At 64.7% G+C, this 15,603-nt stretch carries 11 protein-coding genes; 8 read left to right on the top strand and 3 right to left on the bottom strand.

The window, feature by feature from the left end; translation table 11 throughout:
- The first annotated feature begins 23 nt into the window (after positions 1 to 23).
- The 4 genes from sdhB (at position 24) to JSS27_21205 (ending at position 4,569) form a co-directional block, all read left to right on the top strand.
- Complete coding sequence (gene sdhB, locus JSS27_21220; GenBank protein ID MBS0211471.1) at positions 24 to 917, top strand: succinate dehydrogenase iron-sulfur subunit; 894 nt, start codon at positions 24 to 26, stop codon at positions 915 to 917.
- A gap of 66 nt (positions 918 to 983) precedes the next feature.
- Complete coding sequence (locus tag JSS27_21215) at positions 984 to 1,679, top strand: serine/threonine protein phosphatase (protein ID MBS0211470.1); 696 nt, start codon at positions 984 to 986, stop codon at positions 1,677 to 1,679.
- A 355-nt stretch (positions 1,680 to 2,034) separates the two neighbouring features.
- Positions 2,035 to 3,540 (top strand): sulfatase, encoded by a 1,506-nt coding sequence (locus JSS27_21210; protein MBS0211469.1) that lies wholly within the window; start codon positions 2,035 to 2,037, stop codon positions 3,538 to 3,540.
- Positions 3,541 to 3,600: 60 nt separating this feature from the next.
- Positions 3,601 to 4,569, top strand: coding sequence for a TIM barrel protein (locus tag JSS27_21205; protein MBS0211468.1), 969 nt, complete (start codon positions 3,601 to 3,603; stop codon positions 4,567 to 4,569).
- A gap of 273 nt (positions 4,570 to 4,842) precedes the next feature.
- Here the strand turns inward: JSS27_21205 and JSS27_21200 are convergent, their stop codons facing one another.
- The 3 genes from JSS27_21200 to JSS27_21190 are packed head-to-tail and all read right to left on the bottom strand — an operon-like array spanning position 4,843 to position 10,060.
- Complete coding sequence (locus JSS27_21200; GenBank protein MBS0211467.1) at positions 4,843 to 6,801, bottom strand: hypothetical protein; 1,959 nt, start codon at positions 6,799 to 6,801, stop codon at positions 4,843 to 4,845.
- Positions 6,798 to 7,817, bottom strand: coding sequence for a trypsin-like peptidase domain-containing protein (locus tag JSS27_21195; protein MBS0211466.1), 1,020 nt, complete (start codon positions 7,815 to 7,817; stop codon positions 6,798 to 6,800). Before JSS27_21195 ends, JSS27_21200 begins: the two co-directional genes overlap by 4 nt.
- 17 nt (positions 7,818 to 7,834) lie before the next feature.
- Positions 7,835 to 10,060, bottom strand: a complete 2,226-nt coding sequence (locus JSS27_21190; GenBank protein ID MBS0211465.1) for a hypothetical protein — start codon at positions 10,058 to 10,060, stop codon at positions 7,835 to 7,837.
- 180 nt (positions 10,061 to 10,240) lie between these two features.
- Between JSS27_21190 and JSS27_21185 the strand changes: the two genes are divergently transcribed.
- The 4 genes from JSS27_21185 to JSS27_21170 form a co-directional block, all read left to right on the top strand.
- Positions 10,241 to 11,302 carry a transaldolase gene (locus JSS27_21185; GenBank protein MBS0211464.1) on the top strand — a complete coding sequence of 354 codons (1,062 nt, stop codon included), beginning with the start codon at positions 10,241 to 10,243 and terminating at the stop codon, positions 11,300 to 11,302.
- Positions 11,303 to 11,412: 110 nt separating this feature from the next.
- Positions 11,413 to 13,551 carry an SEC-C domain-containing protein gene (locus JSS27_21180; GenBank protein MBS0211463.1) on the top strand — a complete coding sequence of 713 codons (2,139 nt, stop codon included), beginning with the start codon at positions 11,413 to 11,415 and terminating at the stop codon, positions 13,549 to 13,551.
- Between the two features lie 65 nt (positions 13,552 to 13,616).
- Positions 13,617 to 14,711: a bifunctional diaminohydroxyphosphoribosylaminopyrimidine deaminase/5-amino-6-(5-phosphoribosylamino)uracil reductase RibD gene (ribD, locus tag JSS27_21175; protein ID MBS0211462.1), complete on the top strand. Its 1,095-nt coding sequence runs from the start codon at positions 13,617 to 13,619 to the stop codon at positions 14,709 to 14,711.
- A gap of 125 nt (positions 14,712 to 14,836) precedes the next feature.
- Positions 14,837 to 15,603: methionine adenosyltransferase (locus tag JSS27_21170; GenBank protein ID MBS0211461.1), on the top strand; the 767-nt coding region annotated here is incomplete at its 3' end.

Raw genomic sequence — 15,603 nt, 5'->3', positions numbered from 1 at the left:
GCTTCAGGACGAAACTACTCGCTATGGATCACCACAGTAACGGACATCACGGCAGCGAAGATCACGGCCACGCCGATCATGGGCATGCCGCGCCGACCACCTTTGCGGTTCGCATTCTGCGGCAAGACGCGCCGGGCCGCGCCAGCTATTGGGAGCGGCACACCGTCACCCGCGAGTCGAACATGAATGTGATCAGCGTGTTGCAGCGGATCGCCGCCCAGGCCACGACGGCCGACGGCGAGCACGTGGCGCCGGTCTGCTGGGACTCGAACTGCCTGGAAGAGGTCTGCGGCGCTTGCACCATGGTGATCAACGGCCGCGTGCGGCAAGCCTGCAGCGCGCTGGTCGACAAGTTGTTGGCCGAGAACCCGGGCGAGATCGAACTCCGCCCCATGACCAAGTTCCCGGTCGTGCGCGACTTGATGGTCAATCGCTCGCGGCTGTTCCGCGCCCTGCAAAAGGTCAAGGCCTGGATCCCGGTGGACGGCTATGTGAACCTGGGCCCCGGCCCCAAGCAATCGCCCGCCGAACAGCAAGAACGCTACCCGTTGTCGGAGTGCATGAGCTGCGGCTGTTGCCTGGAAGCTTGTCCCCAGTTCAACAAGATCGAAGTCAAGCGCAAGCCCAGCGAGGCCGACGAAGCCTTGGCCGCGCGCGAGCGCCAGGAGTTCGACGAGGCGTTTGTCGGCGCCCACGCCATCAGCCAGGCCGTGCTGTTCAACACGCACCCGACGGGGGCGATGACCGCCGACGAGCGGATCGACGCGCTGATGCTGGCCGGCGGCATTCAGGATTGCGGCAACGCGCAGAACTGCGTGGAAGTCTGCCCCAAGCATATCCCGCTGACCGATTCGATCGGCCGCGTGGGCCGGGCCGCCACCGTGCGCTCGATCAAGAAGTGGTTTGGCGCGTCGTAAGCGGATCGTCTTCGCCACGCCATCCAGGGCCCCGAGCGCACCATGCAGCCGTCCGGTAGCCACTCGATTCGTTTGCTGGCCATCGGCGACATTCATGGCTGTTCGCGGGCGCTCGACGCGCTGTTGGACCTGGTGCGGCCCACGCCCGACGATTGGATCGTCACGCTGGGCGATTACGTCGATCGGGGGCCCGACACGCGGGGCGTGATCGAGCGATTGCTCGAATTGAACGCCAGCGGACAGTTGATCCCGCTGCGCGGCAATCACGAAGAGATGCTGCTCGAATGCCGCACCAACTTCACCTTGATCAACGAGTGGCTTCAGTGGGGCGGCCAGGAAACGCTGGACAGTTACCAGACCGGCGAGCGCGGCGCGGTCTTTGAAGACATCCCGCTCGAGCATTGGCACTTTCTCGAAACCAACCTGACCGATTGGTTCGAGACCGACCGGTTCATCTTCGTTCACGGCGGGCTCGACCCGCGGCTACCGCTGGAACGCCAGCCGGTGGCGCCAATGCGGTGGATGAAGTTCGCCGACCCGGCGCCCCACTGCTCGGGCAAGACGGTGATCTGCGGCCACACGCACCAGGCGTCGGGCTGGCCGCGGAACATCGGCCACGCCGTGTGCCTTGACACTTGGGTCTACGGCGCTGGCTGGCTGACGTGCCTGGACGTCGACTCCGGACAGTTCTGGCAGGCGAACCAGGCGGGCGAGACGCGGACTTCGACCCTTGCCGAGCACCTGGTTGGGCGCGGTTCGTAATCTTTCGTCGCCTTTAAGCGGATGATGCGACCCCCTTGAGCGTGCAAGTTGCCCCGGCCTGCGCGGTCAACTATACAGGTTATTGCGGCTGCATTCCCTACCCTCGCCCCTTGTGGGAGAGGGTGGTTCGCGTAGCGAACCGGGTGAGGGGTAAGTCGCAGGCTCGCGCGACCCACAACTTCTTTACCCCTCATCCGGCCCTTCGGGCCACCTTCTCCCGCAAGGGGAGAAGGCTGGTTCTGGCCGACGTGAGGTGGAAGCGTCTTTGATTGGTTACGTCTTTACCCTCCCCCAGCCCCTCCCTGAAAGGGAGGGGTGTTTGTCGGTCCTTGCGAAATCGAATTCTGGTTATTGCATGCCACATCGAACTCATCGCACTGTCTTCTCACTCGTCGCCGCACTGCTCGTATTTACGATCGGGCAAATGGCATCCGCAGCCAATGCGCCGCGGCGGCCGAATGTGTTGTTCATTCTCTGCGACGACCTGCGCTGGGATGCGCTCGGCTGCGCCGGGCACCCTTACCTGAAGACGCCGCACGTCGACCGATTGGCCCAGCAAGGGGTCCACTTCCGCAACGCCTTTTGCACGACGAGCCTCTGCTCGCCCAGCCGGGCCTCGATCCTCGGCGGGCTGTATGCCCACGCCCACGGCGTGACCAACAACTTCACCGAGTTCCCCAACACGCTCAAGCATTTCCCGGGCGTGCTGCACGACACCGGTTACGCCACGGCCTACATCGGCAAGTGGCACATGGGTGAGGAGAACGACGAGAAGCGCCCTGGCTTCGATTACTTCGTCACCCACAAGGGGCAGGGGAAGTACTTCGACACCGAGTTCAACGTCGACGGCGCGCGGCGGACGTTGCCCGGCTACTACACCACGGTGGTCACCGAGCTGGCCGAGAAGTGGCTCGCCCAGCAGCGCGGCGACCGCCCCTGGCTGTTGATGCTGGGTCACAAAGCGCCGCACAGCTTTTACCTGCCCGAGCAGAAGTACGAGCACACGTTCGATTCGGTCGACGTGCGGTACCCCCAGAGCGCCTTCGAGTTGGACGACAAGCCCGACTGGATTCGCCAGCGGCTGTATACCTGGCACGGAATCTATGGCCCGCTGTTCGAGTGGCGCAAGAAGTTTCCCGACGACAGCCCCGCCGCGGTGAAAGACTTTGCCGCCATGACTCGGGCTTATTGGGGAACGATTCTCTCGGTCGACGACAGCGTGGGGCGGCTGGTCGGACTGCTGGAAAAGACGGGCCAGCTTGACAACACGATCATCGTCTTCATGGGGGACAACGGCTTGTTGAACGGCGAGGATGGCATGGTCGACAAGCGGACCATGCACGAGCCGAGCATTCGCATTCCGATCATCGTCCGCTATGCGGGCCTGACCAACGGCAAGCCCGGCCGGCAGGTCGAATCGCTGACGCTGACGGTCGACATGGCGCCGAGCCTGTTGGAGTTGTGCCACGCGCCGGCGCTCGAAAAGATTCACGGCCGCTCCTGGGTCAAGCTGGTTCGCGACGCCGACCCGGCCTGGCGAACTTCGTTCGTGTACCATTACAACTATGAAAAGCAGTTCCCCTACACGCCCAACATCCGCGGCATCCGCACCGAGCGCTGGAAGTACATGCACTACCCGCACGGCGACGGAAAGACCGATCGACATCTGGCGGAACTGTATGACCTGAAGAGCGATCCCGAGGAGCGCAAGAACCTGGTCCGCGACCCGCGGCACACGGCGCAACTCATGCGCCTGCAGGCCGAGCTGGCCGCGCAGCTGGGGCAACTGGGGATCGTCAATGACGTAATGCCGCTGGACGAAGGAGTGAAGCAAACGCTCCCCGATCAGAAGATTCGCTAAACTCGATTTCACCGAGCCGCCATCAACCACCAGCTTGTTTCCAACCACGAGGAACATGTCATGAATCGTCGTTCGCAATCGTCGCGCCGCTCGAATGTCAGCCGGCGCAGCTTCCTGGCTCGGGCCGGCGCCGCCGCCGGGGCCGCCTCGATCGGCGCGGCCGCCCTGACCGGCGACGCCGACGCCGCCGAAGGTCCGACTGCGCTGAAGGGGAACATCAAGCACTCGGTCGTCTTCTGGTGTTTCAACGTCGCCGGCGAGATGTGGGACGTGGAAAAGACCTGCCAGGTCTCCAAGCAACTCGGCTGCAAGTCGATCGAGATCATCGCGCCGGAACATTGGTCGGTGTTGAAGCAGCACGGGCTCATTTGCGCGCTGGCCCCGAACGGCATGCCCGGCGCGCCGTTCATGAAGGGCCTGAACAACCCGAAGTATCACGAAGAAGTGCTAGCGCGGACCAAGAAGACCATCGACGACTGCGCCGACGCGGGCTTTCCGGCGGTGATCGCCTTTACCGGTTACAAGTGGCGCGACGCCGAAGACCCCAAGAGCGGCGAGATTTCCTTGGAAGAAGGGGCCGACAACACCGTTCGCGGCCTGAAAGAGCTGGCCCTGTACGGCGAGAAGAAGGGGGTGACCGTCTGCATCGAGCACCTCAACACGCGCGACTCGTCGCACCCGATGAAGGGTCACCCCGGCTACCAGGGTGACGACATCGACTACGTGGCGAACATTTGCCGCCGCGTCGGCTCGCCGCGGGCCAAGCTGCTGTTTGACATTTACCATGTCCAGATCATGAACGGCGACGTGATCCGCCGCATTGACCAGTGCCAGGACGTGATCGGCCACATTCACACGGCCGGCAACCCGGGCCGCGGCGAGTTGGACGAGCACCAGGAAATCTTCTTCCCGCCGATCATGCGGAAGCTGGTCGAGATCAACTACCAAGGCTACGTGGGACACGAGTTCATTCCCACCCGCGACCCGCTAGCCGGCCTGAAGCAGGCCGTACAACTGTGCGACGTGTGAACTGCAAGTTGCGCCACATCGCCTGAAGACGATCCAGAGCCGCCGGCGCAAGCCGGCGGCTCTTTTATATGTGCTTTGTTCACTTCACACGGCACGTAGCAACCCTTCTCCCCTCGGGAGAAGGTGGCCGAAGGCCGGATGAGGGTCCCCGTCGCCCTGGTGGAACGCGTCGCACGGGGCCACGTGGACCCTCACCCGGCGGCTAGCGCCGCCACCCTCTCCCGGGAGGAGAGGGGTTAACACCGCGCCGAACGCGCCTGACGCCGGAAATAATCACTCGCGCGGCGTCATCTCGAGCACGGTTTCAATCACCAACCCGTGTTCGGTGGCCGAGCCTTGCATCACTTGCAGGCCATACAAGTTCTTTGCCTCGTCGCCGGTCGGCAACAGCGTCTTCATCGCTTCGATGTATGCGTTCAGCCAGCGCGTGGCGTCGTCTTCGGTCTTGTCCAGGTTGGCGTGCTTTAGCAAGTCGACGGCCATCTGCATCTGCTGGCGCGAGTTCTGCAACTGTAGCCCCAAGTTGCTGACCTGCAGGAACAGCCCGTTCCGCGCCGGCAGCAGTTCGCGCGCCCGGCGGTAATCGGCGCTGCCGGCGAGTGCGTCCGCCCCCTCGGGCGGGCGGCGCAAGCCGGCCAACACCGGTTCGAGCACGCCGGAGCCGACGCCAACGACCAAGTGGTTCTGTCCGACGAACACGCCCCCTTTGAGCGCCCCTTGTTCAAAGCGGATGCCGGTGAAACCTTGCTCCTCGATCACCTTGCCGGCGCCGACCGCGGAAATCGTCTCGAGTACGCGCCGCCACAAGTCTTCGTCCTTAACGTGCCAGACCACGGCCGTGCGATTCATCGCCTGGGCGGCGAACGGATCGCCGGCCGGCGGCGCGCCCCCTTCCAAGGGGAAATTGACCTGCACGTGCTGTTGCCCCAGCGACGAGAGCAGCGTGGTGACGTCGGTTTTGAGCGCCCCTTGCAATTGCAGTTCGATCGCGCCGAACGCGCCGCTGGCCTTTTCGCCAATCAAGCCGATTAGCGAGTTCTTCGCCTCGCGATACAACTTGCCCAAGTCGGCGCTGACGTGCGCATAGTCAAGCACGTCGGCCGCGACCCAACCGGCCGGTTGCGCGGGCAACGGAGTCTGGTCGAGGACCGACAGCACGCCGCCGCGCGGCGACGGAGCCGAAACGAAGCCCACGGCCCGCGCCACGGCGCCGTCGAGCGTGGCGCGATAGATAATCGGGCCCAAGCCATCGAGCGCCGCCGCCTTGACCACCGGCAAAATCTTGACCGCGTCTTCGTCCTTTTCACGCTTGTCGAGTTCCGCGGCCAGCGACGTCAGCCAGGTGACGGCCGGCTTCAGATCGATCGCCAATTCCGACCCCAACTCGCCGGCGGGCGTCACTTCGGCCGCCCCCGGCGCGTTGAACAGCTTGCACGCGCGGTTCGACCCGCCGGTCAACTGGGCCAGGTACTGCCCCAGCGTCGTGCGGCCAAACTCGGCTTCGGCCTCGCTAGCCGCGCGCTGGTCAACGGGCTTCGACTCGTCGGCGTCGATGTCGACCGGCATGGTGAACAGCATGGCAATCCGCGGGCCAACCCGGGCGATGAACGCGTGCCAGTCGATGTAGTTCCGCTTGGCCTTGTCGTCGTCGTCCTTGTCGATGAAGGCGTCGGCGGGCAGCGTCAATCGCATCACCTTTTGCTCGGCCAATTGCTCGTCAACGCGCGCGATCGGGTTTTCGTCTTCCTTCTGTTCTTCAATGGCCTGTTCGATGGCCGACACGAACCGCTCGCCGACATCCCCCGACGGTTCCAACGTGATCAGCACCGCCGCGTGGCTCAGCTTGTCATCGGCCTGGCCATAGATCACCGCCAGCGAGCATTCGCCATGAAACAAGCCGGGCAAGTCCTCGGCCTTGAGCTGGTACTTTCCCAAGTCCTGGACAAACTCGTCCCATTCGTCGCCGATGGCGTCGCGAAAGATCTTGGTCAGCTTGCCGAGCCGCTCGGGATCGGTCATGTAAGCGCCGATCTTGGTCCGCTCTTTCATCGCCTGCCACATCGCCGCCGGCGACGGCATCCGCACGACCACCATCGTCCGCTCAGGCAGACAATCGATCGTCGATGGCAACGGGTCCGCGGCGCTGGCCGCGCCGGCCACCACCAAGGTCAGCCCGGCGACGAACACGCCAGCGCGGACAATCAGTCGGGAAACATCGTGGCGAATGCTCATGGCTTGGTTCTCTTCGAGGGTTCGGTGGCGCGCTGGCTCGATCTTGATTTGTCGCCGGTCGTGTCGACTTGGCTGCCGGACTTTAACGACGGCGGCGGCAGGTATGTCACGCCGTTTTGCGGCTGCGAGGCGTCATACAGGAAGCTTTCTCGATGGACCAGGAAATCAATCAAATCACAGGCGGGGATGCCGAACGCCAGCCCTTGAAAGCTGGTCGCGCCGGCGCACACCACGCCGACGATCTCGCCGCGCTGATTGAACATCGGGCCGCCGCTATTGCCGGGGTTGATCGCCGCATCGGTCTGGATCAAGCGCATGTGGCCGATGGTCCGCGTGGTCGAGCTGACGATCCCTTGCGTCACCGACCGTTCGAGCCCCAGCGGATTGCCAATGGCGAACACCAGGTTCCCCACGTGCAAATCGTCCCGGTCGTTGATCACCACCGGACGCGGCGCCGGTCCTTTCATCTCGGTCAGGTCCAGTTGCAACAGCGCCAGATCGCGCAGCGGCTGCAGCGCCAGAATCTTGATCTTCTTGAGTTCGTCCTTTTCGTAGCCCGCGGCAGTGCGGCGGAACATCGTGACGCTCAGCTTGGTCTGCCGCTCGACGACGTGATAGTTGGTGATCAGGTGCCCTTCGCTGCTGATGATGAACCCGCTGCCCAGTCCTTCGGGGCTGCGAACCAGGACCACGGCGTCGCCAAATCGCTTGACTAGCGTCGGCACGTCGGCCGCTTCGAGCCGGCCGGTGGTGAACAGCCCGGCGTCGAGCTTGGCTGCCGCGCCGCCGGCCGCGCCGGTCTGACGCTGCACGTCCAAGATGCGCCGTGACGGCAAGTGGAGCACGTCGTTCCCCAGGTCGAGGACCACCCCTTCATCGTTTTCACGCAACAAGGGAGCGGTGATCTTGGCCCCGCCGACCAGCGTGACCGTCACCTGCTCGGCCGCGACGACCACCGCACCGGGCAGCGATGCCCACACCAGCCCAACCGCGAACAGCGCATGCCGCGCGATAATTTCCCAACGAGTCATGCTCATTTCACGCCCTCCCGGGCCAGATAGATCAACACTCGGTCGTGGCAGATCAGGGCCAGGTCTTGCTGCCCGTCGCCGTCGCCATCAAAGCCGACGACGGCGCGCGGCTCGGTGACGCGGGCTTCGCCATGACCGCCACCGTAGGGGTAAGCCTGATCGTCGAAGACCTGCCACGAGGCGACCGATTTCAACTCTTTGTTCATCCGGCGCAGCAGCGTCAATTGATGCCGGCGATCGTCGCACAGCAGCACGTCGGGCTCGCCGCGCCCCTCGACATCGGCGACCAGAATGCGATGGATCGTCGCCTCTTTCACGCCACTGGGACGACCGACGCGGCCGTCGATGCTGTCCAACAGCTTCAATTCGACGGCGCGGCCTGGCGACAGGCGGATGATCTGCTCGCTGTCGATCAGCACCAACCCTAGCACCGCGTCAAAGGCCAACTGCACGGCGTGCGGCGGGCGGAAGCTCTCGGCCACGCGCAGCAAACCCGACTTGTCGGGTTCGAGCCGGTGGATGAACGCGCCGCCTTGTTCCAATGCCCAGCCCGACGTCTCGCCCGCGCGACGCACGAAGGCGGCCAGCTTTTGCCCCTCGGGCAACATCAACTGATCGACGGGGTTCAAGTCCGGCCCCAGCCATTGCAACACGCCGTCCGTAAGCCGGGCCGGTTGATACTCGCCGGGCTTGCCCCCTTTTTCAAACAGCATGAACTCGCCCAGGTCCACCTTGGCCAGGTTCGCTGGCTCGGTCGTGGTGACTTTGCCGTCGTCGTCCACGCTCATCAACTTGGCCGTCGTGGCGTAGGCGACCTGGGCCAAGATCTTCGCGCCCCCCAGCCAGACCACCTTTTCGATCTTGGCCGACGACGAACCGGTTCCCTTTGAGCCGACGTTGCTGAACCGCTTGCGCGTCGGCTTTTCCTGATCGACGGGCCAAGTGTACAAGTCGAGGTGCGCCCCGACGCGCTGGGCCCACCAGGTCGTCCGCCCAACCGTTTCCAGGGCCACGATCTTGCGATCGTCGCTATCGGTCTCGCCCGGGAAGGGTTGCGGATAGCTCAACCGGTTCGACTGCCACGACGATTGTTGCAGGTCGGCGCCGTCCTTGATCCACAACAGCAGCATGCCCGGCCGAGCTGTCGGCGCGAGCAGCGATTTCACGTTGCTCAGCGTGGGAAAGCTCTGCTCGGTTTGCCAGCCACTGGCTGTTAAGTCGTGTACGCGCAAGCGCGGCTGGCTACTGTCGGCGGCGACAATGGCCGCGCGGTCGCCGAGCTTGATGCCGCACCAGGCGGCCTTGGTCCCGCCGGGCATGGGTAAAGAGTCGTGGCGACCGAGCGAGGTCGATTCACCTTGCGAAAGCTCGAACCGGCGGAGCAGTCCTTCTTGCGTCCCACCCAGCAACAGCAGATCGGCCGCCCCCTTGGACCGGGGCAACACGCCGAAACCTTGTACGTTGTGGTCGTACAGCACCTGGGCGGGCAGCAGCTTGCCCGCCACCGCCTCGAACCAGCGGATGGTTTGATGGGGCGTTGCCGACCATTCGACCAGGTCGAGCGCCCCATCCCCATTCAAATCGACCAGCCCCCAGTTCAACCGGCTGCGGCTTTCGCGCGGCGATAGCCAGGTGGCCCGGCTATGCGCGGCCAGCGGCACGACCTGAATCCCTTGCTCAAAGCTGATCAGCAGCTCGGCCGCATCGGCCGCCGGGCGGCGGACGAGCATCAGCTTGTCATGCCCGGCGGGCGTGCCGGTGAGCAGTTGCCATTGGGCGTTTCGTTCCCAGCGATCGCGGCTGGTCTGCTTGAAAGCCAGCACGCGCATCGGATTGCCGCACAGGACCAGCAGCTCGGGCCGCTTGTCCCCGTCCAAGTCATAGGGCACGGCATCAAAAGGCAGCTCGTCGAGCGGCACTTCGTGGTGTGACCAGTCGGGAGCCATGGGCAAATCGTTCGGCCGCGCCGGGTCGCCGGGCTTGGCCGCTTCGCGTTCGGCGGGGGGTGTCCAGCGATAGACATCAAGCCGACCTTGCCGCTTGTTGACAACGACGACCGCCTGTCGACCTTTGCCGTCGAGGTCAACCGCGAACATCCGGTCGGGGTTGCCCTGTTGATGGATGACACGCAGCGCCTGCCAGCCGGGGAAGCCATCCCCCTCGGTGGGCAGTGCCGCCAAGAGCGCCGCCGGCACGAGCCAGGCCGCGAGCGCGCAGAGAAATCGCATGCAAGAAATCCTGGTCTGAAGGGGTGTTGCGTCGGCTCAGCCTACTTTCCTTACCCGGCAAAATCAACCAAGAGTGCCCGGCTTTGGCAATGCGAAAATCCTCACCATGCCAGCAAAAAATCGCTAGAATGCCACTGGGGACGGAAGCCTGCGCCCACACACCCAGAGGAAATCGACACCATGACCTCGCCTATTCGCTCGCTGATCCAATGCGGCACCAAGGTTTGGCTTGATTCGATCGACCCGGACCTGGTCGCGCGCAATCGCGCGCTTGGCGCCACCGGCGCCACCTCGAACCCGATCATCGTCGCCGATCTGATCAAGACGGGTCGCTTTGACCAGGACATTGACCGGCTGATCCAGCAAGGGCTGAACGACCATGACCTGGCCTGGAAGCTGAACGACCAGATCGTGACCGACGCACAGAAAGTCTTTGCGCCCGTCAACCAGCAAACCGCGGGCGACGACGGCTATGTCAGCTTTGAACTCGACCCGCTGCTCGAAGACTTGCAGACCGGCCCGCCCCACCGCGAGCGCGTGGCCCGCTACATCGAAGAAGGGCGCCGCTGGGCCAAGGGACACACCAACCGCATGATCAAGGTGCCGGCCACGCCCGCCGGGCTCGACGCGCTGGAAGAGCTGGCCGCCTCGGGCGTGACGATCAACGTGACGTTGATTTTCTCGGCGCGGCAATATCGGGCGGCGCGCGATGCCGTCTGGCGCGGGGCGCAGCGCCGCGCGAACCCCAAGAGCCTGAAAAGCGTGTACAGCATTTTTGTCTCGCGCTTGGACGTCTATACCGAGAAAGCAGTGCCACAACTTTCGCCAGCCGCGCAAGGCCTGGTCGGCATTGTCAACGCCAAGCGGTTGTGGGCCGAGAACCAGCAGTTCTGGGCCGACAAGGGGCTGCCGCTGCACCAGGAGATCATCTTCGCCAGCACCGGCACCAAGAAGCCAACCGACCCGCCGACCAAGTATGTCGAGGCGCTGGCCGGCAGCGACATTCAAACCAACCCGCCGGCCACCAACGACGCCGTCGAGAAGAGCGGCCTCACCTTCACGCGGCAAGTCGACAAGCTGCCGCCGGCCGAGGTGCTGGCCGAGATCGATCGGCTGGTCGATCCGGTCAAGCTGGAAGAAACGCTGATGTCCGAAGGGCTGGTCAAGTTCGCCGATCCGCAAAAGGCGTTCCTGGCCCTGGTGGCGCAGAAGCGCAAGGCAATGACCGCGGCCGCGCATTAAGCAGGTTGCACGTCGCGCACTGGCCGCGCGATCCTATGGTTCAACACGCCCGCGGCGCGGCAATCAGCGCCGCGGGTTCATTTCACTCCTAGAGAAAAGCGAAACGATTCATGCAGCTCGACCCGTACGCCATGTGTCCCTGCGGCTCTGGCAAGAAACTCAAGTTCTGTTGCGCTGACCTGGCACATGACCTCGAGCAAATCTATAAGCTGGCCGACGGCGGCCAGCGGCAAGCCTGCCTGGACCAGGTGGAACGACTGCTGGTGACGCATCCCGAGCGGGCCTGCTTGTTGTCATTGAAGGCGACGCTGCAAAGCCAGTTGGGCATGGGCGAGCAAGCGGCCGCCACAATCAACGAGTTCGTCCGCCTGCACCCGCACAATCAAATCGCCCTGGCCGACAAGGCCATTGTCGCCGCCCAGCAAGAAGGCTCGCTGACGGGCATTGGTTGGCTGCAACGCGCGCTCGAAGCCAGCAACGACACGCTAATGCCGCAGGTCTACGAGACGATGGGCGTGCTGGCCGAAATGCTGCTGGCCGAAGGCTATTGGCAGGCGGGGCGCAGCCACGCGATGATGCAACTGCAGCTTCAACCCCAAGATGAACAGGCGCTCCAGTTCATCGCCCGGGTGATGAATCTGCCGTCGATGCCGGCCTTGTTCAAGGAAGAATTGCCGCTGCAGCGCCCGCCGTTCGACGCGCCGTGGCAGGGTGAATTCGATGCGGCCATGAGCGCCGTTGACCACATGCACTGGTCCGCGGCCGAGGCGCGGCTGAATGCTGTGAGTGGCCGCGCTGGCAACGTCGCCCCCATCTGGCAAAACCTGGCGGTGTTGCGGGCGCGCTTGGGGAACGTGCCCGGCACGGTCGACGCGCTACGCAAGCTGGTCAGCGTGCCGGGCGTGCCATTGCAGGACGCCATCGAAGCCGAGGCCCAGGCCCAATTGCTCGACGCGGCCACGGCCGAGGACACGATCGACGATCTGCGATTGGAATACCCGATCAATGACATTGACCGGGTGCTGGAACGACTGGCCGGCGACACGCGCCTGCAACGCGTTCCGAACGAAGCGGTGCAAGCTCCCGAAGGGGAAGTGCCCCCGCGGGCCGTCTACTTCCTGCTCGATCGGCCGCTGCCCAAGTCCGGCGCGGGCATCACCTATGACGCGGTCCCGACGGTGCTGGGCGAGGCGTTCGTCTTTGGTCGCGAGACCGACAAGCCGGCGCGGTTGGTCTGCGAGTGCGATCGGCCGCACTTGGCCGGCTCGCAAGCGTTGTTGAGTGAGTTGGCCGGCGACGCCGTTGGCGTGCCCGGGGCCGAAGAGGTCATCAACCATATTCCGGCCGGGCAGCGCGCGCTGATGATCGACTGGCGTTTGCCTCCCGATACGCCGCCGGACGAAGTTCGCCAGTTGATGGTCCGTCGCCGCCGCGACGCGGTGTTGAACCGCTGGCCCAAGCAACCGCTGAAGCTGTTCGGCGGCAAGACGGCCGAAGCGGCGGCCGCCGACCCGAACCTGAAGCTCAAGGTCCAAGCGGCACTGCTGCTGGTCGAGATGTCGCTGGAACATCCGTCGACGCCCGCCATCGTTGACGAGCTGCGCGGTCGGCTGGGCTTGCCGATTGTCGCGCCCATCGACCCGTCGGGCATTGTGCTCGACCGGCTGTCGCTGGCCCGGCTGGCGCGCCTGGACGCCGAGAAGCTGTCGGACGACGACTTGCTGACCTCGTTCCGCCGCGCGCGATTCACGTCGATGCGCCTGGCCCTGTCGAAGTTCGCCCAGGAGATTCTCAAACGCCCGCAGGTCCACGAGAAAACTGATATGGCGGGCGTGTACGGCATCCTGGCCGAGTTGGAAGAAGCGCCGGAAAAGGTGCTGGAATACCTGGGCCAGGCCCGCGCCGCCGCGGTCAAAGCCGGCCGGTCGTGCGCGCGGTTCGATATGTCGGAGCTGATGCTCCGCCTGCAACGCGGCGAAGAGCAACAGGCCAGCGAGTTGTTCAAGCACTTGCAGATGAAGCACGCTCAGGAGCCCGGCGTCGGGCAAGCCTTGATGCAGTTGTTGTACGAAATGGGGGCAATTGGGCCCGATGGCCGCCCGGTGACGCGCGCCGCCGGACCCTTGGGTGCCGCGCCGGCCGAAGCGGCGGCCGCCCCCGCCAACCAGTTGTGGACCCCCGGTGGCCCCGCGGCGGCCCCGGCCGGCGGCGAACAGAAGTCAGCCCTTTGGATGCCGGGCATGGACTAAGCGGCACGATGGGTGATGTCGACGAACAAGTGCTGACTGAACGAGCCGCGCTCGACGCCTGGCACATGCAACGGGCGCTCGACGTGGCGCTGCGTGGCCAGGGGCTGGTCGAGCCGAACCCGATGGTCGGCTGTGTGCTCGCTCACGGGGCCGAGATCATCGGCGAAGGCTGGCACCGCCAGTTCGGTGGCCCGCACGCCGAGGTCGAAGCTCTAGCCGTGGCTGGCCCGCGCGCTCGCGGCGCGACCATGTACGTCACGCTCGAACCCTGCTGCCATCAAGGGAAGACCCCTCCCTGCACACGCGCGGTCATTGCCGCCGGCGTGGCGCGCGTGGTCGTGGCCCAGCTCGATCCGTTCCCCGCCGTGGCCGGCAAGGGAATCGCCGAGTTGCAGGCGGCCGGTATCGAAGTCAGTTGCGGCGTCCACGGCGACAAGGCCGCCGAGTTGAACGCGCCGTATCTGAAGCTGGTCACGCGCGGTCGCCCCTGGGTGATCGGTAAATGGGCGATGACGCTCGATGGCAAGATCGCCACGCATACCGGGGCGAGTCGTTGGATATCGAGCGAGGCGTCGCGCGCCGTCGTACACGCCTTGCGCGGCCGCGTCGACGCGATTGCCGTCGGCCGCGGCACGGTTGACGCCGACGATCCCGAATTGACCGCGCGTCCGGCGGGGCCGCGGACGGCGACGCGCGTCATCCTGCATCGTCACGCCAAGCTGTCGGTGACGGCCAAGGTCGTGGCCTCGGCCCGCGAGGTGCCAACGCTGGTCGTGGTGACCGCCGGCGCGACCGATTCGGCCTGCCGACAATTGGAAGGGGCGGGCTGTGAATTGTTCCGCGTGGCGTCAGCCGAGCCGACGGCCGCCTGGCACGAGTTGCTCGACGAGCTTGGCCGGCGGCGGATGACCAACGTGCTGGTCGAAGGGGGAGGCGAAGTGCTGGGCTCGCTGTTCGACTCGGGAGAACTCGACGAGGTCCACGCCTTTATTGCTCCACGGCTGTTCGGCGGGGCCAAAGCGGCCAGCCCGATCGCTGGCGTCGGCATTGCCGACCCGGCGGCGTCGCGCTGGCTGGCGGCCATGAAAGTCGAACTGCTAGGCCCGGATGTCTACCTGCATGGACGCTTGCAGGGGCCGTCCGGCGTCAAGCCGCCATAAACGGCGCGAAAATGGCTGACGATCCTCGGCGTTTCTCAACATATTTGCCGTTTTCGCCCCGTTAATAGTCGGTATAATTTTGGGCGAAATGGGCGAACGCGCATCAATACTACGGAGGTTCCCACGTGGCGAGCGGCAATTACTTATTCACCAGCGAATCGGTCAGCATGGGTCATCCCGACAAGCTGGCCGACCAGATTTCCGATGGCATTCTCGATGCGCTGCTGGCCCAAGACCCGTTGAGCCGCGTCGGCTGTGAAACCCTGGTCACCACCGGCGTGGCCGTGATCGCCGGCGAGATCACCACCAAGGCGGCGATCAACTACACCGACGTCGTCCGCGAAGTGATCAAGGACGTCGGTTACGACGACGACCACAAGGGCATCTGCTACAACACCTGCGCCGTGATGGTCTGCTTGGACCGGCAAAGCCCGGACATCGCCGTCGGCGTGAACGAAGACCAGACCAAGGGGAAGGACATTGGCGCCGGCGACCAGGGGATGATGTTCGGCTATGCGTGCAACGACACGCCCGAGCTGATGCCGCTGCCGATCGCCCTGTCGCACCGCATTACCAACGCCCTGACCGAAGCCCGCCGCAGCGGCCGCGTCGCCTGGCTGCGTCCGGACAGCAAGAGCCAGGTCACCGTTCAGTACGACGGCAACCGGGCCGTGGCCATCGACACGATTGTGGTCTCGACGCAGCACGATCCGGACGTGTCGAACGAAGAGATCAGCCGCGTGGTCAAGAACGAGATCATCAAGCCGTTGCTGCCCGAGGGGCTGACCACCAGCAAGATCAAGTATCACATCAACCCGACGGGCCGGTTCGTGGTCGGCGGCCCGCACGGCGATTGCGGTCTGACGGGTCGCAAGATCATCGTCGACACCTA

It is taken from the genome of Planctomycetota bacterium (genome assembly GCA_018242585.1).
Classification (GTDB): domain Bacteria; phylum Planctomycetota; class Planctomycetia; order Pirellulales; family PNKZ01; genus JAFEBQ01.
Note: the sequence above shows the minus strand (reverse complement) of the source record. Positions and strands in the feature narration are given on the sequence as shown.

What these genes read in the sequence shown, in the direction of transcription:
- JSS27_21200 (MBS0211467.1), bottom strand. Translation starts at nt 6,801, where the DNA reads ATGAGCATTCGCCACGATGTTTCCCGACTGATTGTCCGCGCTGGCGTG.
- JSS27_21205 (MBS0211468.1), top strand. Translation starts at nt 3,601, where the DNA reads ATGAATCGTCGTTCGCAATCGTCGCGCCGCTCGAATGTCAGCCGGCGC.
- JSS27_21185 (MBS0211464.1), top strand. Translation starts at nt 10,241, where the DNA reads ATGACCTCGCCTATTCGCTCGCTGATCCAATGCGGCACCAAGGTTTGG.
- JSS27_21210 (MBS0211469.1), top strand. Translation starts at nt 2,035, where the DNA reads ATGCCACATCGAACTCATCGCACTGTCTTCTCACTCGTCGCCGCACTG.
- ribD (MBS0211462.1), top strand. Translation starts at nt 13,617, where the DNA reads ATGCAACGGGCGCTCGACGTGGCGCTGCGTGGCCAGGGGCTGGTCGAG.
- JSS27_21180 (MBS0211463.1), top strand. Translation starts at nt 11,413, where the DNA reads ATGCAGCTCGACCCGTACGCCATGTGTCCCTGCGGCTCTGGCAAGAAA.
- sdhB (MBS0211471.1), top strand. Translation starts at nt 24, where the DNA reads ATGGATCACCACAGTAACGGACATCACGGCAGCGAAGATCACGGCCAC.
- JSS27_21190 (MBS0211465.1), bottom strand. Translation starts at nt 10,060, where the DNA reads ATGCGATTTCTCTGCGCGCTCGCGGCCTGGCTCGTGCCGGCGGCGCTC.